Annotated in this window: 17 protein-coding genes; 7 read left to right on the top strand and 10 right to left on the bottom strand. The window is 40.2% G+C overall.

The window, feature by feature from the left end; translation table 11 throughout:
* The first annotated feature begins 44 nt into the window (after positions 1-44).
* Entirely contained in the window at positions 45-764 is a 720-nt protein-coding gene (locus N523_RS0117490; RefSeq protein WP_028835519.1) for a 3-deoxy-D-manno-octulosonic acid kinase, read from the top strand.
* 6 nt (positions 765-770) lie between these two features.
* Here N523_RS0117490 and N523_RS0117495 read toward each other — a convergent pair whose 3' ends face one another.
* Both N523_RS0117495 and N523_RS0117500 read right to left on the bottom strand, forming a co-directional pair.
* A complete protein-coding gene (locus N523_RS0117495) occupies positions 771-1856 on the bottom strand; it encodes a glycosyltransferase (protein WP_013464282.1) in 1086 nt (361 codons plus the stop codon).
* Positions 1853-2926, bottom strand: coding sequence for a hypothetical protein (locus N523_RS0117500; protein WP_028835520.1), 1074 nt, complete (start codon positions 2924-2926; stop codon positions 1853-1855). Before N523_RS0117500 ends, N523_RS0117495 begins: the two co-directional genes overlap by 4 nt.
* A 169-nt stretch (positions 2927-3095) precedes the next feature.
* Between N523_RS0117500 and N523_RS0117505 the strand changes: the two genes are divergently transcribed.
* Positions 3096-4643 (top strand): capsule assembly Wzi family protein, encoded by a 1548-nt coding sequence (locus tag N523_RS0117505; protein WP_028835521.1) that lies wholly within the window; start codon positions 3096-3098, stop codon positions 4641-4643.
* A gap of 64 nt (positions 4644-4707) precedes the next feature.
* Here the strand turns inward: N523_RS0117505 and hldE are convergent, their stop codons facing one another.
* A complete protein-coding gene (gene hldE / locus N523_RS0117510; protein WP_028835522.1) occupies positions 4708-6147 on the bottom strand; it encodes a bifunctional D-glycero-beta-D-manno-heptose-7-phosphate kinase/D-glycero-beta-D-manno-heptose 1-phosphate adenylyltransferase HldE in 1440 nt (479 codons plus the stop codon).
* Positions 6147-6737 (bottom strand): D-sedoheptulose-7-phosphate isomerase, encoded by a 591-nt coding sequence (locus N523_RS0117515; protein ID WP_028835523.1) that lies wholly within the window; start codon positions 6735-6737, stop codon positions 6147-6149. The genes hldE and N523_RS0117515 overlap by 1 nt, the downstream gene beginning before the upstream one ends.
* A 324-nt stretch (positions 6738-7061) precedes the next feature.
* On the opposite strand from N523_RS0117515, the gene waaA reads away from it, so the two are divergent.
* Complete coding sequence (gene waaA / locus N523_RS0117520) at positions 7062-8345, top strand: lipid IV(A) 3-deoxy-D-manno-octulosonic acid transferase (RefSeq protein ID WP_028835524.1); 1284 nt, start codon at positions 7062-7064, stop codon at positions 8343-8345.
* Positions 8342-8890 carry a DUF1415 domain-containing protein gene (locus N523_RS0117525; RefSeq protein WP_028835525.1) on the top strand — a complete coding sequence of 183 codons (549 nt, stop codon included), beginning with the start codon at positions 8342-8344 and terminating at the stop codon, positions 8888-8890. Before waaA ends, N523_RS0117525 begins: the two co-directional genes overlap by 4 nt.
* Positions 8891-8926: 36 nt before the next feature.
* Here N523_RS0117525 and N523_RS0117530 read toward each other — a convergent pair whose 3' ends face one another.
* The 4 genes from N523_RS0117530 to purL form a co-directional block, all read right to left on the bottom strand.
* A complete protein-coding gene (locus N523_RS0117530; protein WP_008468219.1) occupies positions 8927-9256 on the bottom strand; it encodes a YdbL family protein in 330 nt (109 codons plus the stop codon).
* An 11-nt stretch (positions 9257-9267) separates the two neighbouring features.
* Positions 9268-9465 carry a YnbE family lipoprotein gene (locus N523_RS0117535; protein WP_028835526.1) on the bottom strand — a complete coding sequence of 66 codons (198 nt, stop codon included), beginning with the start codon at positions 9463-9465 and terminating at the stop codon, positions 9268-9270.
* On the bottom strand, positions 9462-11918 hold the full coding sequence (locus tag N523_RS0117540; protein ID WP_028835527.1) for a YdbH domain-containing protein: 2457 nt from the start codon (positions 11916-11918) through the stop codon (positions 9462-9464). Before N523_RS0117540 ends, N523_RS0117535 begins: the two co-directional genes overlap by 4 nt.
* Positions 11919-12014: 96 nt before the next feature.
* Positions 12015-15905, bottom strand: coding sequence for a phosphoribosylformylglycinamidine synthase (gene purL, locus N523_RS0117545; RefSeq protein ID WP_028835528.1), 3891 nt, complete (start codon positions 15903-15905; stop codon positions 12015-12017).
* Positions 15906-16116: 211 nt separating this feature from the next.
* Between purL and mltF the strand changes: the two genes are divergently transcribed.
* Complete coding sequence (gene mltF / locus N523_RS0117550) at positions 16117-17562, top strand: membrane-bound lytic murein transglycosylase MltF (protein ID WP_028835529.1); 1446 nt, start codon at positions 16117-16119, stop codon at positions 17560-17562.
* Between the two features lie 126 nt (positions 17563-17688).
* Positions 17689-17859 carry a hypothetical protein gene (locus tag N523_RS19585; RefSeq protein ID WP_008468235.1) on the top strand — a complete coding sequence of 57 codons (171 nt, stop codon included), beginning with the start codon at positions 17689-17691 and terminating at the stop codon, positions 17857-17859.
* Here N523_RS19585 and tadA read toward each other — a convergent pair.
* On the bottom strand, positions 17856-18362 hold the full coding sequence (gene tadA, locus N523_RS0117560) for a tRNA adenosine(34) deaminase TadA (RefSeq protein ID WP_013464271.1): 507 nt from the start codon (positions 18360-18362) through the stop codon (positions 17856-17858). The genes N523_RS19585 and tadA overlap by 4 nt on opposite strands.
* Positions 18363-18539: 177 nt before the next feature.
* Between tadA and N523_RS0117565 the strand changes: the two genes are divergently transcribed.
* A complete protein-coding gene (locus tag N523_RS0117565; protein WP_013464270.1) occupies positions 18540-19844 on the top strand; it encodes an inosine/guanosine kinase in 1305 nt (434 codons plus the stop codon).
* 22 nt (positions 19845-19866) lie between these two features.
* Here N523_RS0117565 and glsB read toward each other — a convergent pair whose 3' ends face one another.
* Positions 19867-20790: a glutaminase B gene (gene glsB / locus N523_RS0117570; protein ID WP_028835530.1), complete on the bottom strand. Its 924-nt coding sequence runs from the start codon at positions 20788-20790 to the stop codon at positions 19867-19869.
* Positions 20791-21080 lie beyond the last annotated feature (290 nt).

The following is a 21080-nucleotide window of genomic DNA, read 5'->3' on the forward strand; positions in this document are numbered from 1 at the left end:
AAACACGTTAATATATGCACATATTAAAGCGAATCCTATGAGCTATGTTTAATCAACACGTCAAAAATAACCATGTCATTTTGAGCCATCCTCAATATAGCAGCCAGATAGAGTTAGATTGGTTTGATCCCAATTTCTGGCAACTACAGCAAAAAATTGTTGGCGCTAAAAAGGGACGTGCAACCGCGTGGTTTTTTAAACACGCAGATTTAACGGCTGTGTTACGCCATTATTGGCGTGGCGGCCTGATAGGAAAGCTACTCAGTGATCAGTATTTGTACTGGGGGCTTGAGCATACCCGTGTTTATAAAGAGTTTAGCTTGATGACACAATTAATAGAGCTAGGTTTAAATGTACCAAAACCTATTGCCGCTAAAGTGGGCCGCCATGGTCTTATTTACCGAGGTGATATTATTACCGAAGCGGTAAGCGGCGCTAAAAGCGTATTAGATATACTAATTGAACGCACCTTGAATGAAGCTGAAATTAAAAAAATAGCCAGCACAATTGCGTTATTTCATAATAAAGGGGTTTATCACGCTGATTTAAATATTAATAATATTTTATTTGATGATTGTGGTGACGTTTTTATTATCGATTTTGACCGCGGCGAAATAAAAACACCCGATAAAAAATGGCAACAAAGCAACATGTCTCGCCTACAGCGCTCATTTTTAAAAGAGCAAAGCCGCAATAGCAGCTTTCATTGGCAAGAAAACGATTGGCAAAGTTTAAATAAACACTACCATAATGGGTTAACCTAATAAAAACTAGTTTGCTAACGCTAAGTATTGCTCTGTTACTCTATCGGCACACACCTTTTCTAAAATAGCTGCGTTGGTTACATTTGGGTTATCTGCGAGCACTTGCTTAACTGCGAGCGCTAGGAGCTCACCTTGGCCAATAGGTACTAGATATTTACTTAGTTCACCCGTAAGTATTTCACTTGGACCATGAGGGCACTCAGTACTGACAGCAGGCGTACCTACTGCTAAAGCCTCGACTAGCACATTACCAAACCCTTCAAAGTCTGAACTTAACAATAAAGCTTTTGCCTGCTTTATCCAGTTATATGGGTTTTGTACAAATCCCGGAACAATAAGCTGATTTTCAATACCATATTCTTTGGCTAACTTTAATGCCTTTTCTTTTTTGTTACATAACAGCACTAATTTGTATTTTTTATCTAACTTGGCAAATGCAGAAAATAAAATATCATGGCGTTTTTGTTTAGCTAAACGTCCCACATGAATAAGATAGGGAGAATCGGGTATATTTGTATTCACCTCATTAGCTTTATCATTGATTGTTTTAAAATTGAATGGATTATAAATAGTGGTAATAGCACTTGGGGTTATTAAGCTGCCTTGTTGTATTTCTTCTTCAACCCCTTTGGACACGCAGATCAGTGATTTACCATTAAGATTTTGTTTACTCTTTTTAAGATATAAGTATGAAAGCGGGCCTAGTTTTTTTTGCCTAGCGAGCTCTGCATTAACTGAGTTATGAACAACAAAATGGATATTTTTTATTTTACTCTGCGCTAATAAGTTATTACTACGATCTAAATTAGAAAGTACTATATCAATAGACCCAAGTTGCCGTAACTTTTGCTCAAACCATGTCTCTAACACTCTGATATTCTTTTTTATCTGCCAAAATCGATCTACTTTTGTTGCTCGACCTGAAAATAAACTTTCAACGTTCAAAGTGGTTGGAATGTCATATTCAATATTTTGCGCCAATGACAAGATAGTCACATTGTGGTCTTTTAATACCATCTCTTGCGCTAATGTAAGCATTACCTTTTCAGCGCCACCACCAACAAGAGAGTCAATTACAATGACAATATTCATAGCTTATTCCCCTGCAACAGTACTTTTACACCATTCGTTATAACATCAAAGCTATGTACATTTTCTAACAACATATATTGGCTGAGTGTATTGTTATAATTTGGCTCAGTAAGTAGCTCTTGCACTTTTTGAGTGATGTCTAAAATATCAAGCTCAGCTTGTTTAACAACGCCAGTGGCTGCACAACGTGCGACTCGATCACTCTGATCTTTTGAAATAGCACAAGCAATGGTTGGGGTTTGCAAAGCAATAGCTTGTAGTAAAGTATCACCCGCGCTCAGTAATGCAATTTTAGCCTGACTGAGTAAGGCTAAAAATTCAGTTCCCTCTTGGCTTGGCAAACAAATTAACTCATTGGTTTTAGGTAGCGACTTAGTGTAATTAGGGCCAAATACCACCACGCCTTTCAAGCCTGTTTGTTTAGCAATAACAAGCCCTGCTTGAAAATATATATCTGCGCAATTCACGCCATTGACTGTATGCCCGCCTGAGCCGGCATTCACGATGAAAAACTCATTTTCTTTTAAATTATAATTAGATAAAGTGTTCAGCTTTTGTTGCTCAGAGGCGAAAGCCGTAAAAGGTCCAACATTGTAAGGATAGGCCAACGAAAAATAACTGAGTTTAAGTTTTTCATACCAAGTAAGAGGGGCAATGCAATAGTCAGGTTGCACTACCCAATGCATATCAATTAGTTTATTTCGGTTAAGCTTTAAACCTTTTGCTCGCTTTTTTGCATGCTGCGAAATAAAGACAACTTTAGCACCCACTTTTTTTGCCGCTTTCATTTGCTCAGCGCGTCCTGCACAATCAAACAGCACAACATCTGGCTGGTACTGCTCAATTAATTCACAAACTGCTTCAACTTCCTTAGTTGGCGACTGACTTAGTAGTGTGGTAGTGAATGGGCAGTGCTTAGCATAAGCAGTATGCTTATTTAAAATAAAATGGATGTCTAAGGCGTCTTGGTAATCACTTTTTAACGTTTGTGCTAATTGCAACGAGCGCATATATTCACCAATCCCCTCAGGTGATGACACAGGAATAAATAAAAGTCGTTTTTTGCTCATTACAATCTCACTGGCTTATTTGACCTGCAGTATACCAATGGCAACTTTTTAGCGATAGATGGTAAGCATTTTTCTATATGATTTAACATACCAATTCAGATTTAATTACTGCAATAAGATGCTTAGATTGCTAAACTTACCGGCAATTTCAATCACAAGGATCTGAGCTTTGCGAAACAATTTTTTTATACTCTCTTCGCTTTTTTGTGCAATGAGTGCCCCTGTTTATGCTGAACCCTGGGTTAAACCTGATGATTTTGGGTTAAGAGCGGATATCCAGCAACTCGCCGATGCAGGTGTTATTTTAGCCCCGGTAACGACTTACCCGTTAATGTGGAAAAGCTTTATTGCTGATATCGATAATGCCGGACTAGAGCAATTATCACCTCGCTTACAAGATGCGTTATTGCGTGTAAAACATCGTTATAAGTCAGAAAACAGTGGTTCACATAGTGTTCAACTTTCTGCATTTGCCAGCTCAGACCCATTAGCGACCACCAGCTTTGGTGCAACGAATACCCAAGAGTCAGAATTAACAGCAGCCTATGCTTACCTAGGACATAACTTTGCAGCTAAAATTGCGCTTAATCACCGCAGTGATGGCAAAAACTGCTTAGTCAACGGTAAAACAACAGACGATATAGTTAACAATGAGCAAGCACTGACTGACTGCAATGATACCTCACTTGATGATAGCTATTTAGCGTATCGTTTGGGTAATTGGATATTTAGAGCCGGTGCGGTTGAACAGTTTTGGGGACCAGGCGTTGATAACAGTCTAATTATGTCTGGTAACGCCAAACCACTTCCTGCAATAAGTATCAGCAGAGAACAAAGCAGTGCATTTGAAACACCTTGGCTGAGTTGGATTGGTCAGTGGAGCTTTACTGCACAAATGGCAAAGCTAGAGTCAACCCGAGTTGTACCAGATGCGTTATTGTGGAGTACTCGTTTAAATCTTCGTCCAATTCAACAATTAGAAATTGGCTTTAGTTGGTCAGCACAATGGGCTGGCAAGGGACAACCCAGTTCAGCGGGCGACTTTTTTGATTTAATAACCGGCGGAGGAGAGTGTGTTGATGGTACCAATGATTGTGATGGTGAGCTTATCACTCGCTTGGGTAACCAGTTAGCAGGCTTTGATATTCGTTGGTCTGACACGTTGTTTAATCAACCTTACGCCGTGTATGTAAGCACGATTGGTGAAGATACCAGTGGCGGCATTAAGCCAGTAGACAGAGGTTACCTTGGTGGAATACAAACTACGACTCGCATTTATGATCAGAATATTTTATTTAACCTAGAGTACACTGATACCGGCGTTGCGTGCTCTGCTTCATCGGCAACCGAAAACTGCTACTATGAACACAGTATATATAATTCAGGCTATCGCTATCATGGACGTCCTATCGGCTCTACTTATGATAATGATACGCAGTCACTAGTACTTACTGTACTTGGGCAACTTTCTAACGGAACTGATTGGCAAGTAAAACTGCGTGATATTGACTTCAATAGCGACAACCGCGACCGTTACCCTAATAATCCAGATTTAGGTAATTCGATTACTAAAACAGGCTTTAGTTCTAAACAACTTGAAGTACGCTACAGAATGCTTGCCATGGGGGGGCGCTTAACCCTTGGCGGACTTGCCTCTAATAACGATGGAGCAGAAAACGATACGTCTGCATTTGCTAAGTTCGAATACAACTTTTAGTTTCATTAATAACATTAAAAAAGGGGATAAACTGCAGTTTATCCCCTTTTTTTGATTTCATTAACTAGCTTTTTATTTTGCTAATCACTTTTGATGTTGAACAGCCATCTAAAAACTCAAGCACTTCGACTTTTCCGCCATGGCGCAGCACATGCTCCGCACCGGCTATTTGTTCTACCGTATAGTCGCCGCCTTTGACAAGAATATCAGGGCTTATTTGCTCGATAAGTTTTGCCGGCGTGTCATTTTCATCAGCACTTCCAAACGGGATAACCCAATCAACGGAGGCAAGTGCACTGAGGACCATGGCGCGCTCATCTAATGGGTTTATTGGGCGTTCTGGGCCTTTCAAACGAGCAATAGATTCATCATTGTTTAAACCAACCACTAATCTGTCCCCACGGGCTTTAGCTTGCGCTAAATACCGCACATGCCCTGCATGCAAAATATCAAAGCAACCATTAGTAAATACAATCGTTTCACCATTTTGCTTAGCAAATTCAATATGCTGCAATACGTCATCAAACGGGGTTTGATAATGCTCGCCAGTTGCCTGTAAGTATTGCCCCAGCTTTCGACTTAACTCTTCTGGAGAAACCGTAGCCGCGCCCAATTTACTCACCGCAATACCGGCTGCTAAGTTTGCAATTTCGACTGCATCTTTGGCAGTCATGCCCGCACCTAACATAACGGCAAGGGTTGCAATAACAGTATCCCCAGCGCCAGTTACGTCACTGACCTCAAGCTCTTGAGCTGCAAAATCATATTTTTCAGTGGCATTTATAAGCGACATACCTTGCTCTGAACGGGTAAGTAACATCGCCGTTATACCCGCATCACTAATGAGGTTTCGTGCACTACTTGCAAGTGTCTCTTCTGAGCCCACTTGCCCGCCTGCTAATTTAAATTCATTTAAATTAGGGGTTATATAATCAGCACCGCGATATAACTGTAAGTCCGATGATTTAGGATCAACAAGTACCGTTTTACCTGCTTTTTTGGCCACACTTATCATCTCTTTGATCAGCGATAGCGAGCCTTTGTTGTAATCAGAAAACACTATAAAGTCGTAATCATTTAGCACAAGCTCTAATCGATTTAATAAAAGCTGGCTATGTGATTCGTTAAAAGTTTCTTCTAAATCTAAACGTACCACTTGCTGATGACGGCTAATTACACGCATTTTAGAAATAGTCGGTAAATCACACACGCTGACAAGCTGTGAATTTATTTTTTCACCTTCTAAAATATTTTCTAAAATTTGCCCACTTTCGTCCTCACCAATAAGGCCTAACAACCCCACTTTACCATCTAAACGGGCTATATTTTTAGCCACATTAGCCGCACCGCCAGCCTTGTCTTCAAATTTACTTACTTTAACAACGGGTACTGGCGCTTCTGGTGAGATACGCCCTGAATCACCATACCAATAGCGATCGAGCATCACGTCGCCCACCACTAAAATACGTGCTGCTGATAAGTTCTTTAGTAAAGATAAATCCATTACTGCTGCTCCGCAACAACCATATCCATGGCTTCACATAACCAATGGCCAATAAACATGTGTGCTTCTTGAATACGCGCGGTTTCGTCGTTTTTAATAATAATAGGTAACTTTGCAATATCTTTTACTTGCCCGCCGTCACGGCCAGTAAATGCAACCGTGAATGCCCCTATTTTGTTAGCAGCTTCTAATGCTAAATTGATATTTTTACTGGTACCTGATGTAGTTAAACCAATCACGATATCTTCAGGTTTACATAGCGCCTGTACTTGGCGCTCAAACACAGTATCAAAATGATAATCGTTGCTGTGCGCTGTTAAAATAGACGTGTCTGTGGTTAAAGCAATAGACGCTAATGGGCCTCGCTCTAATTTATAACGCACCACAAACTCTGCAGCTAAATGCTGAGCATCGGCAGCACTGCCGCCATTACCAAACCAAACAACCTTACCACCAGCTTGTAAAGCACTATGACATGCTTCTAGCAACTGCATTACCTCTTGATGATACGCCTCCATTGTTTCAAACAATACTTGATGACGGTTTAAACTTTCTAGGTAGCTGGTTGCCACTGAATCTATAATTGACATGAGATATTCCTCTTGGAACTGAAATGGCAGGAAAAATTAATTTCATTATTCCATAATTTTATAGCCAAATCACCTCTATATAACTAAATTAGATGTTTCACAGAAACTAAAATCAAAGGCTTACTGCATGGAAATCGTTTTTGTTATAAAAGTAACCATAAGCATTTCCTAAAATCATGAAACTGATGCAATAGCGTGATTTGAATGACATTGATTTAGTTTATACCCTAGTAAATGAACTCAAACCAACTTTTATACTTTGTATGTTTAGAAATAAGCCGTTTCACGATAAACTAGCTACAATTACCTTAAACAAAGCTCAGTATGGCACGCACTTTTTATTCACTTGCACTAATCATTATTAGCCCTTTGATCATATTTTATTTATATGTATTACGTGGTAAAAAAAATTCGGGTTATCGCGCGCATTTTAAAGAACGTTTTGGGTTTGTACGTCGCTGTTTATTTTCTAATAACACTAAACCTGTTGTTATTCATTGTGCTTCTGTAGGTGAGGTATTAGCAGCTACGCCATTAATTAAAGCGTTGCAAAATGAGCACCCGCAGCTAAATATTTTGATCACTTGTAATACCCCAACTGGACGCGCACAAATAACAGCACAATTTAAAGATACCGTCGCTATTAGTTATTTACCTATCGATTTTCCTTTTGCCACTGCTCGATTTTTAAAACGCGTAAAACCGCAGTTACTATGTATTTTAGAAACTGAATTGTGGCCAAATATTATGGCTAATGCGCATAACAAAAAAATCCCGGTATTGGTTGTTAATGCGAGACTTTCTGAAAAGTCGCAGCAGGGTTATCAAAAGGTTGCGCAGTTAACTCACCGTATTATGCAATCTATTACTGCGTTAGCCAGTCATAATAAAACAGATGCAGAGCGTTTTATTACACTTGGGCTTGAGCCTTCAAAAAGCCATGTTACAGGTTCAATCAAGTTTGATATAAGCCCCAATCAAGAGCAACTTACAAAGGTGAGCGTGCTCAAACAGTACTATAATAGCCAAGAACGTTTTATATGGGTGGCAGGCTCTACTCACCCTATAGAGCATGAATTAATACTCGATGCCCACCAGCAGTTGTTAAAAAAGCAGCCTGATGCTTTATTGATTATTGCCCCGCGACACCCCGAGCAATTTGATAAAGTGGCTGAACTACTCACACAAAGTACTTTAAGCTTTAGTCGTCGTAGCCAAAATAATTACCAAAACGAACACGTTTTACTTGCCGATACGCTAGGTGAATTACAGTGCTTATACGGCGCGGCTAATGTTAGTTATATTGGCGGTAGTTTGATTCGTCGTGGTGGTCATAACCCGCTTGAGTCAGCCGCATTTTCGGTCGGTGTAATAACAGGCCCTCACACGTATAACTTTGATCATGTCTATCCTGAGTTAACAAAGCTCAAAGGGGCATGCGTGGTAGAAAATTCAGATGAACTGGCACAACAACTCATTACCTTTAGCCAAAATAAAAAGGCATGCCAAACGCTCGGCACAAAAGCGGCGCAATGTGTTGCTAAAAACCAAGGCGCCATAAAAAAAACACTCACTATTATTAATCAATACTTAGAGCCAAAACAGTGAATAACATAGCTATTAGCCAAACCCGAGAATGGGTTTCATCCGTTATTGTAAAATATAACTTTTGTCCGTTTGCCCGTAAAGAAGTCGAAAACAACTGTATTCATTACATTGTAAGTAACGCTAAGACTATCGATGATGCTGTAATGGATATGCTTGAGCAATGTATCGAGCTTGACCGCGAGCGCGAACGAGAAACCACGCTAATCATGTTCGATAACGGTTTTAGTGACTTTGAAGACTTTTTAGATTTAGTCGATTTAGCAAATGCACTATTGATTGCACAAGGCTTTGAAGGTAAATATCAAATTGCTAATTTTCACCCCGATTATGTATTTGCCGATAGCGATGAAACCGATGCGGCCAACTACACAAATAGAGCGCCGTTTCCTACCTTGCACCTAATTCGTGAAGCAAGTATGAGTGAAGCACTTGAAAATTATGACGAACCTGAGTCTATTCCTGAGCATAATATAAACTTAGCACGCCGAAAAGGTATTGATTTTTGGCAACAATTATTAGAGAACTGTAAAAAACCGAGCGTATAAGCTCGGCTTTTAATACCTTTAGTTAACCCATTAACTTTATTTTTTGACCCAGCTACCGTTTACTTCAATGTAGTGGCCGCTTTGCGTTTTTTCGATTGTTTTTGCCGCTGCCAATGCCTCAACTTGTGCAAGTGACAAGTTATTCTTTTTAGCTAATTTTAAGTACTGTGCCTTACGTTTTTCGTTAACGTCATCAACAACCGCTTTTGCTTCTGTATTTTGTACAACTAATCCAAGGTAGCCTGAGCTGTTTTCACCAACTAAGCCTTGGCTTTTAGCTTCATCTAAACTCATAGCCCAAACTGAAAATGACATACAAACGGCACTGATTAGGGTTACTATATTTAATTTATTTTTAATATTCATATTCTAGCTCCTTAAAATAACTCACTGTCATCGCTAAATAAATTATCGAGCTCTTTATCTACTTTGACACGAATTTCATGATCAACCTTAACATTTAAATTAATAGTGATTGGCTCTTTAGCCGACACCTCAACACGATGCGTACACGCACTTAGCGCTGATATTGCTGCTAACGCGAGCAGCACTTTTATCGATAACGACTGTCTCATTGCCCATTTCCTTTTTGTGAAAATTGTTGCTCAACTTTTTGTGTAATTTCATCACTTAAACGCAGTGCCCGTAAAAGCGTAAATATGTTTTCTTCATGGTTGTAATTAAAGTTAACTTGCTGCTGCGCTTGCTGATTATAACCTTGTAAATTAACTCCAAGCTTTAACCAACCATCATTTTTAAGTACAACGCTGCTATTGAGTTTTTGAATATCTAAATCAGTCAATAACCCCAGTACAGGTTGCAACTCTTGCTGTTGCTGCATCACAGAATCAAATGCAGCATTATTGCTAATTTTTAAATTGCCTTCGCCTTGACTAAACAGACTGCCTTGGCTAATGTGCACACCATTTTTATTAACGCTCACTGGCAGTGTACCAGCCAAACGCCCTGTTAAAGTAATACCCGACTTATCATCAAGGGTGATCAGCTTACTTGCATCAATATTATTAAACGTTACAGTGCTAACTTGGGTTTCTTGTCCAAGCGTATAGTTATCTAATAAAAATGTACCGCCAAGCACATTACCTTCAACATTACTAACAAGCACATTATTGTTATTGACGAGCCATTGCCCTTTAAGGCCTTTGATAACTGCGCCCGCTCTAAACTCATTTAAATGAAAGGTAGTGGGTTTTACATTAAGCCTACCTGAATTAAATTCCCCGCTAAATACACTACTAAAATCACTTGCAAGGTAGTCATTATAAAGTCCACTTAATTGGCGAGTATCTATATCAAAGGATGCCCTTTGTAAATTGACATCGCCACTAATATTGCCGTTAAAAGTACCTTTTGTCAGCTTAGCAAGTGGATAAAACTGATTAATAAAGGTGTTTAATGGCAACACACTTTGCGCTGGCACAATCACCTCAAACGGATGCGCCTGTGACGATATATGATGATTTACCACCAACTCAATATCATCTATAAACGCATGGTGCGACGCTTTAAGTGCACGGCTTTGTAATCCACTCGAGTCTATTTTTATATTATTCAGTCTTATATCAGCGCTATTAAGAGCCTTAATTTGCGTTTTCGCAGTTAAATGAGCAAATAACTCACCTACACCTAGGTTTGCTTTTGCCGTGAGACTATTATTTATATTGGTAAGTTTAAATTCTTTATATGCCGCATTTTTTAACTGATTAGTTAATGTAATTTCTGCATTTAGTTGTTTATCCATTTTCGCGGTTAAACCACCTTGATAATGTACCGCTTTTACATCAAAAGCTTCAAAGCTAGCAACGGAAAATTTACTCTGTGTGTACCCGACGGGTTTTGAGTCAATAAATTCACTTAATTCAAAGTAACCACTGAAATTAAGCATATTAGCAGTAACAGGGATAAATGCGGGTAGCCTTTCAAGCTCAACGTTGTAATCACCTTTAACTTTAGTACCATTTAGCTGAGCGCTTATATTAATGCTGTTTATATCTGGCGTGTTTATTTGAGCAGACACCTTTGCCTGAATATTATCAAGCAAAGCGTTAATAGAGAGTGCGGTGTCTGTTATTAAAATATCAAAGTGCTTATTACCTTCACTCATCAAATTGATTACTGGAATACTCAGCTCCCCTTGTTCTATGCGAAGAGCTTGAGAAAGCTTAACCTGCCAATTTAAAGCAACTTGTTTGCTTACATAATCTGCGTACTTACTTGGTGGAATTAACTCAGTACAGCGAGGGGTTAAATTAATTTTGTTATTAAGTGAACCGGTATCTAGGATTAACGCTTGGTTATTTAAATTAAAGCGAGTAGCCATCTGGCCAGTGGTTAATAAATTAAATTGGCATTGCTCAAACGTATGAGCAAATTGAGCGCTAATCCCCCCGTTCAACTTAAGCTCAATCCCGTCAAAACTAAACACTTGTTGAGTATTAAAGTTAACAGCATCGAGTAAGGTGTTTTTAGTGTTTATTACCTGTTTTAACAAAATGTCATCAACTGCTAGCTGACCACTTATTTTATTGGAGGTTAAAGTAGCACGCGCATTTATATCGCCCGTTACATTAAATTGATTTAGCGCAGGTTCTAATACACTAACTTTTAATGGTTTATTGAGCTGATTACTGTTTACTACAAGCTGTTTAATATTAATGAGTGGGCGATTTGAAGGTAGCGCTATCTCAAGCTGTTTAGCCGGTTGATTAGCGTTATCACTTTTAGGTAATGGATTGAGCGTTAATATTGCACTTTGAACACTGACATGCTTTGTATTTGCAGTAATATCAGAGAGTTGTAATTGTTGGTTTTGATAATTTAAACACACAGTGTCGGCATGTATATTTAACTTTGAGGTAATTGAAAAATCGAGGCAGCTTAATGTGACACCTGCTTTTTTAAGTTCAGGGGCAATGGCCCATTGTAGTAAAGGCAAGCGAAATACATACCCGAGTAATAATAGACTCAGTAAAAGAGTGCCAACAATTAAACCAATGCGCTTAAACATATTATCCTTACATGTTTTTTAGTCACTATAATCAAAAAAGGCTGCACAAGGCAGCCTTTTTTATTTTACATCCAGATCATGAATCTAGTGTGTATATTAACCTACATTTTTACGCGCATTACGGAACATACGCATCCATGGGCTATCCTCTTTCCACTCATCTGGGTGCCAAGAGTTAGCAACAGTACGAAATACACGCTCTGGATGTGGCATCATTACAGTTGCACGGCCATCTGTTGATGTAATACCTGTGATACCTTCTGGCGAGCCGTTCGGGTTCGCTGGGTATTGCGTTGTAGGGTTGCCGTAGTTATCAACAAATTTAACCGCTACAGTACCACTTGCAAGTGCTGCTTTTGTTGCTGCTTCGTTTGCAAACTCTGCATGGCCTTCACCATGAGATACCGCAATTGGCATCCGCGAGCCCGCCATACCATTAAAGAATACCGATGGATTCTCTTGTATTTCAACTAAGCTAAAGCGTGCTTCAAAACGCTCTGACTTGTTCGTTACAAAGCGTGGCCAATGCTCAGTACCTGGGATCAACTCTTTTAATGTTGATAGCATCTGACAACCGTTACATACCCCTAAGCTAAAGGTGTCTTCACGGTGGAAGAAACTTTGGAATTGATCGCGTGCCATGTCATTAAACAGTATTGACTTAGCCCAACCTTCACCCGCACCAAGCACATCACCGTAAGAGAAACCGCCACACGCCACTAAGCCTTTAAATTGCTCAAGTGTTAAGCGCCCTTCTAAAATGTCGCTCATGTGCACATCAACCGCTGCAAAGCCCGCACGGTTAAATGCAGCTGCCATTTCTAAATGAGAGTTTACACCTTGCTCACGTAAAATAGCCATTTGCGGTTTAGCACCAGTTGCAATATATGGAGCTGCAACATCTTCATTTAAATCAAAGTTAAGTTTTACATTTAAGCCAGGATCTTTTGCGTCAAACTTAGCGTCAAACTCTTGCTTAGCACAATCTGGGTTATCACGACGCGCTTGCATTTGATACGTTGTTTCGGCCCAAATTGTACGAAGTTCAGTACGAGTATGATTAAGTACTGTTTGCTCACCACGATTAAACACGATGTTATCGTCGTTATTTAGCGAGCCAATCACATGACTAATTGCGGCAACTCCATGCTGCTCAAATACCGCATTTACAGCCTCTAAATCGCTATTCGCTACTTGAATTACAGCACCTAGCTCTTCGTTATAAAGCGCTTCAATATCAGAGCCGGTCAAAGTCGCTAAATCAACGGTAACACCGGTGTGACCGGTAAACGCCATTTCAGCGATAGTGGTAAATAAACCACCGTCTGAACGGTCATGGTACGCAAGCAACTTGCTATCAGCGACTAGCGCTTGCATTGCGTTGTAAAAACCTTTTAGTAGCTCTGGGCTATCTACATCAGGTGTTGTATCACCTAATTGCTTATAAACCTGAGCAAGGCTTGATGCACCCAGTCGGTTTTTGCCCGCGCCTAAGTCAACTAAAATAAGCGATGTATCGCCTTTATCTGTTCGTAACTGTGGGGTCACTGTTTTACGTACGTCTTCAACACGACCAAAAGCAGTGATAATAAGCGATAACGGTGATGTTACAGATTGCTCTGTAGCATCATCTTCGTTCTTCCATGTCGTTTTCATCGACATAGAATCTTTACCTACAGGAATTGTTAACCCAAGTGCCGGACATAACTCTTCACCCACCGCTTTTACCGCTTCGTATAAACCGGCATCTTCTCCTGGGTGTCCCGCTGCGGCCATCCAGTTTGCAGATAACTTAATATTTTCAAGAGAGCCAATGTTTGCACAGGCAATATTCGTTAACGATTCTGCCACTGCTAAACGCGCTGAAGCGCCATAGTTAAGTAGTGCTGCAGGCGTACGTTCACCCAGTGACATTGCTTCACCATGGTAAGTGTCATACGTTGCTGCGGTTACTGCACAGTTAGCTACTGGTACTTGCCATGGGCCTACCATTTGATCGCGTGCTACTAAACCTGTTACCGAACGATCGCCAATAGTAATGAGGAAGGTTTTTTCAGCAATGGTTGGTAAACGTAATAAACGTTCTGCAGCATCAGCAGCACTGATATTTTCAACGTCGAGTGCTTTACCTAACACTTGTTGTGATGTTACATCACGATGCATTTTAGGTGCTTTTCCTAATAAAACATCGAGCGGTAAATCAACAGGATTATTTTCAAAGTGACTATCAGCAACCGTTAAATGAGGCTCTGCAGTTGCTTCACCAATAACCGCATATTGCGCTCTTTCACGCTTACAAATAGCTTCAAAACGATCAAAATCTTCAACAGCGACAGCGAGTACATAGCGCTCTTGCGATTCATTACACCAAATTTCGTGTGGTGCCATGCCCGGTTCATCATTTGGGATATTGCGAAGCTGAAATTTACCGCCACGTCCACCGTCACTAACAAGTTCAGGGAATGCGTTAGATAAACCACCTGCACCCACATCATGAATAAACGCAATTGGATTTGCATCACCTAGCTGCCAACATTTGTCGATGACTTCTTGGCAACGACGTTCCATTTCTGGGTTTTCACGCTGTACAGAGGCAAAATCTAAATCTTCATTTGATTGACCCGATGCCATACTTGATGCAGCGCCACCGCCTAAGCCAATGTTCATTGCAGGGCCGCCTAGTGCAATGAGTTTTGCACCAACTGGAATATCGCCTTTTTGAACATGATCAGCACGGATATTACCTAAACCACCGGCAAGCATAATTGGCTTGTGGTAACCACGCACCTCTTCACCATTGTGACTGGTCACTTTTTCTTCGTAAGTACGGAAATAACCTAATAAATTAGGACGGCCAAACTCGTTATTAAACGCAGCACCACCTAATGGGCCTTCAGTCATAATATCTAGAGCATTAACAATACGGCCAGGCTTACCAAAATCACTTTCCCAAGGCTGTTCAAAACCAGGAATACGTAAATTAGATACAGTAAAGCCCACTAAACCCGCTTTTGGTTTTGAACCACGACCAGTTGCGCCCTCATCGCGAATCTCACCGCCCGACCCTGTTGCCGCACCAGAGAAAGGAGCAATAGCCGTTGGGTGGTTATGGGTTTCAACCTTCATTAATATTTCAATGTCTTCTTGGTGATACGCATATTCACCTTGTGCATTCGGGAAGAAGCGACCCGCCTTTGAGCCTTTCATTACGGCTGCATTATCTTTATAAGCAGATAATACATTTTCAGGATTATGCTCAAAGGTGTTTTTAATCATTTTGAACAACGACTTTGGTTGTTCAATGCCATCAATAGTCCAATCAGCATTAAATATTTTATGACGACAATGCTCTGAGTTCGCTTGAGCAAACATAAACAGTTCAATATCGTTAGGGTTACGCCCTAACTTAATAAAGTTTTCAACTAAATAATCAATTTCATCATCAGCAAGCGCAAACCCTTGCTCTATATTTGCTGTGGCTAATGCTTCACGGCCGCCACCTAAAATATCAACTGATGACATTGGACGAGGTGCATCGCTGCGAAATAACTGCGCGGCATCTTCTAATTTACTGTGAGTAGCTTCAGTCATGCGGTCATGAAGAAGTGCTGCAACTTGTGCTAACTGTTCTGCACTTAAATCACCTTCAACATAGTAAGCAATACCTCGCTCTACGCGATGAACTTGTTTAAGCCCACAGTTATGAGCGATATCTGTCGCTTTCGAAGCCCATGGCGAGATTGTACCAGGACGAGGCGTCACTAATACCAACTGACCTGCTGGCGCATGCTCAGCAATTGTTGGGCCGTAGGTTAATAACTTTTCAAGTTTGGTGTGCTCATCAGTGTTTAATGGCGATGTTAAATCGGCAAAGTGAGCGTATTCGGCATATACATTGGTGACAGGAAGTTGCGATTGTTGGCAACGCGCTAAAATTTTATTAACTCTGAACTCTGAAAGTGCTGGTGCACCACGAAGGATCAACATAAGTAATTTCACCCGGGGTTAGGGATTGAACGATATTTTAGGCGCGTATTATAGTCCAAATTACTCTCAGATTTAACTCAAAAATGCGCTTTTCATTAAATTAACTTTTTCTTTTTGTTTACACCTATTTTTTACTCACTGCGATTAAACGATAAGTGACGTAATCAGTAAGTTTTGTTATAACAGGAGATAGGATGCTAAAGAGGCGAATATGTTGAAGATAAAGCTAATAACAATCATTACGTTAGTCATACTTTTGTGTGCATGTAATACACAAGAGCAATCAACACAGCTTGCCCAAATCAAATCTGAAAACAAAATTCGTATTGGTACACTTGCCAGTGCAAGTAATTACTATCAAGCCGTTCAAGGGGAGCAAGGATTTGAATTTGAGCTCTCTCAAGCGTTTGCAGACTACTTAGGGGTAGAGCTTGAAATTGTACCCTTTTTTAATTTATCCGAAATGTTTGCGCGCTTGGACAGTGGTGACCTCGATTTAATTGCCTCAGGGCTTACCTACAATAAAGTACGTGCTGAGCGCTATCGCTATGGCCCTACATACAGAACAATTAGCCAAAAATTAGTCTTTAAACAAGGCCGTGAACGCCCTCGTGATTTTGATGATTTAACCGGAAACTTCACCGTTATCGCTAAAAGTAGCCATTCATTAACATTAGAAGAAATTCAACAAACCAACTCAAACTTAAGCTGGAATGAAACCGAAGAGTTTGATGAAGAAGAATTACTGCAAGCAGTTATTGACGGCGAAATAGATTACACCTTAGCGGATTCACATACTTTAGCGCTATTTCGTCGCTATCACCCTAATTTAAGTATTGGCTTTTCAGTTACCCGAAATGATTCAATTGCATGGATACTAAGAAAGTCGAATGATGATTCCCTATACGCATTATTAGTTCCCTTTTTTGGTGAAGCAAAACAAAATAATCAACTTTATGTGCTCGAAGAAAAATACTTCGGTCATGTCCGCCAATTTAATTACGTTAATACCTTGGCCTATATAGACGCAATTAAAGAAACACTGCCTAAATATCAACCTTGGTTTATGCAATATGCAGGTAGCCTAGATTGGCGCTTACTGGCAGCATTAAGTTATCAAGAGTCGATGTGGAACCCGCGAGCTAAGTCACCAACCGGTGTGCGTGGTATTATGATGCTAACAAGACGCACAGCAAAACAAGTCGGTGTAACAAACCGCTTAGAACCAGAGCAAAATATACGCGGTGGTGCCCAATACTTAGCAAAATTAATTAAACGCGTCCCGGATCGAATCCCTCAACCGGATCGTACTTGGCTTGCACTTGCCGCCTATAATGTAGGTTGGGGACACGTTAACGATGCCCGTATTATTACCGAGCAACAGGGAGCTAGCCCTGATAAATGGGCTGACGTTAAAAAGCGCTTACCATTGTTAGTAAAAAAACGTCACTATCGTAATACCCGTTATGGCTATGCTCGCGGTGATGTAGCAGTGACCTATGTTGATAATATACGTCGCTATTACGATGCGCTTGTTTGGCTTGATGAAAATAATGCAATGGCGCCGATTACCTCAACAAATGAAACAGAAAAGAAAATCGTTAAACCTGATGATTCAGAGCAACGTACGAGTAATTCCGCTGAGGAAAAAAAATAAATACGCTGCTTAGTATTTAACTGAACATCAGAAAATCAAATAGTTGTTTACTTGTAATCAATTATTCAATAATCTGGCTTAATTGTATAAAATTTTGTGTCATTACCAAGCACATAAGGATAAGTCATGCTTAAACGTAGACGTACACATCAACTTAAACGTTGTATAAAGCACTCAACCGCCACTCGTCGTCGAGTGATGTTAAGAAATTTACATAAAAAAATAATTTGGCGCCGCCGCATGTTTGCTATGCAGCAAATGGCTGAATTAGACGCCTTAATAGCAGCAGCTGACTAATCGCTGTTACTATTACGAGCGGCTTGCTTTGCCGCCTTTATTTGTGCTCGGCGACGCTTAAAAAAACTAGAAATAGTCTCTGCACATTGTGTTTCTAATACCCCACCCGTTATTTCTACCTGATGGTTTAAACGAGGTTCTTGTAAAAGGTTCATAATTGAACCAGCAGAACCCGTTTTAGCATCGGCTGCACCAAATACTAAGCGTTTAATTCGGCTATGTACTAATAAACCTGCGCACATAGAGCATGGCTCTAGCGTGACGTAAAGAGTACAGTCAATTAAGCGGTAATTATTAAGTACTTTTCCTGCTTCACGTACCGCTATCATCTCAGCATGAGCCGACGGGTCGTTATCAGTAATTGAACGATTATAGCCTGCGCTAATAAGCTGATTATCTTTAACAATTATAGCCCCTACCGGGATCTCATCTAGCTGCTCCGCTTGTTTTGCATACACAAGCGCTTGTTCCATCCAATATTGGTCGTCAAATGGCTCTGTCATTATTATTACTTAACTATTTTTTATGCCGTAATTATACCAACTTAGCGCAATAAAATGCGTCATTGATCACTTTATTGCAAAAATAAAACAAATTTAAGTGGTTTGTCATGGCTCATAAGGCAGGATTTACGCTATAATCTCACGCTTTTTTTATTTAGCTCACAACACGGGTAGCAAATGAAATTTCCTGGACGCCGCAGGCATAAACATTATTTTCCAGTGGAAGCCAAAGATCCACTGACCAATCAACTTAACGCCACTGAGCGATTACACCGCAGCTATATTACGGGGATCGATCAAATCGTTGTTGATATAGAAGCTAAGGTTGACCAAGCTTTTCTCGATGAATTTCAATTGCGCCGAGGGATGTCGCAAGTTATAGATAATGACATCACCAATGCTTTATACGATCGCTTAAAACTAAACGACATGGTCGATTACGAATTCGCAGGCGGAACCGTTGGCAACACGATGCACAACTATTCCGTACTTGCTGATGACCGTTCGGTGCTATTAGGTGTAATGAGTGAAAACATAAAAATAGGCAGTTATGCTTATCGCTTTTTATGTAATAACTCAAGTCGCGTAGACTTAGACTACTTACAGCCTGTAGATGGTCCTATAGGCCGCTGTTTCACATTGATTGATGAAACGGGTGAACGCACCTTTGCCATTAGTGCTGGCCTAATGAATTATCTAAAGCCTGAGTCAATTGATAAAGAGCTAATCGAAGGCTCATCGGCATTAGTGATTAGCGCTTATTTAATGCGTACTCAAGGCGATGAAACCATGACCGAAGCGACCATGCAAGCAATCAAGTATGCTAACGATGCAGATGTACCGGTTGTATTAACACTCGGTACTAAGTTTCTTATCGAGCAGGATCCGACATGGTGGGCTAACTTTGTAGAAAAGCATGTTGATATCCTTGCTATGAACGAAGAAGAAGGCCAAGCAATTACTGGATTTGAAGATCCATTACTAGCTGCCGACAAAGCATTAGACTGGGTTGATTTAGTAATTTGTACTGCCGGTGAAAAAGGCTTATTTATGGCCGGTTTTGTTGATGACAGTTTCAAACGCGAAACAGAGTATCCACTTTTGCCTGGTGCTATCCCTGACTTTAATCGTTATGAGTTTTCACGTGCAATGCGTAAAGTTGACTGTGAAAACCCAATAAAGGCATATAGTCATACTGCTCCGTTTATGGGCGGGCCTGACTCGATTAAAAATACCAACGGCGCTGGTGATTGTGCTTTAGCCGCTGTATTGCATGACTTATCAGCGAATGTTTATCATAAGTTGAACGTTGCTAATTCAGCAAAACATCAGCAACAAGCGATTACCTACTCTTCGCTCGCTCAAATTAGTAAATACGCCAACCGTGCAAGTTACGAAGTACTGGTTCAGCATTCTCCACGCTTATCACGTGGCTTACCAGAGCGAGAAGATTGCTTAGAGCAAGTGTATTGGGATCAATAAAATCCCAATGCACTCAGCGTATTTAAAATATCGATATATCAAGCTTTTTAGATAGCAGCTCTAATGCTGCTATTCCTGCGACTGAATTACCAAAAGAGTTTAATCCTGGGGAATACACTGCCACAGTAAATCTATTCGGTAACACCGCCAATATAGTGCCAGAAACCCCTGATTTGCCCGGCATTCCTACTCGATAACCAAAATCACCCGCCGCATCATATAAACCACTGGTAAATAACAACGAATTTAGTTGCTTATTCTGACGACTAGAAAGCACTCGTTTAGAAGAACTATAGTCTATCCCTTTATTAGCTAAAAAATTGTACGCCTTAGCAAGTTCGATACAATTAAGTTCTATGGCACAAAAATTAAAGTATGACCACAGCACATCATCAACTTCATTTTCAAAGTTACCGAATGATTTCATTAAGTGTGCCATTGCCGCATTTCGATGCCTAAACTCATACTCTGAATTAGCCACTTGTTTATCTATTACGATACTTCGATTACCAGATAAATCGCGAAATGTTTCCAGCATAGAGTGCATGGGTGCTGATAAACGACTATATAAAGCATCACAGGTAACTATGGCACCCGCATTAATAAATGGGTTACGGGGTATGCCTTTTTCAAACTCAAGCTGTGTCAGTGAATTAAATGCTGTTCCAGAGGGCTCTTTACCCACTCTACTCCATAGTTCATCGCCATAACGTTGCAGCGCTAATGTAAGAGTCATTACTTTAGAAACAGATTGAATAGTAAAACGCTGTTCACAATCACCCGCGCAAAATATCTCCCCCTCAGTGGTGTAAATGGCAATAGAAAACTGCTCAAGATCAACTTCAGCAAGAGCAGGGATATAATCAGCAACCTTACCTTGGCTCAATAAAGGTTTAACCTCTTGAGTTATCTCATTTAGCACTCGTTGATAATCACTGGTTGGCAATAGACACCTCAATAATATGCAAAGTTAAAATCAAATTTTAACACGTAGGATCTATAACTGCATGAGAATGTTAAGTCTATAAGTTATTAGTAATCTGATAGGAAGCATATACATGATGAGATTGGCTGGCAGTCTCTTTTTTTAAGATATTGCGTAATTCATCTTCAAATTTAAAACAATAAAAAACAGCATTTTGCTGTAACGTGGTTCTGTTATTTGGAGCCAGTGCGCTAATACCAATCCGCAATAATACTCAATCATTTTGCGGGGCTAAACGTGTCGCTATCTGT

Origin of the sequence: Pseudoalteromonas sp. 23_GOM-1509m (assembly GCF_000518425.1) — a bacterium.
GTDB lineage: Bacteria > Pseudomonadota > Gammaproteobacteria > Enterobacterales > Alteromonadaceae > Pseudoalteromonas > Pseudoalteromonas tetraodonis.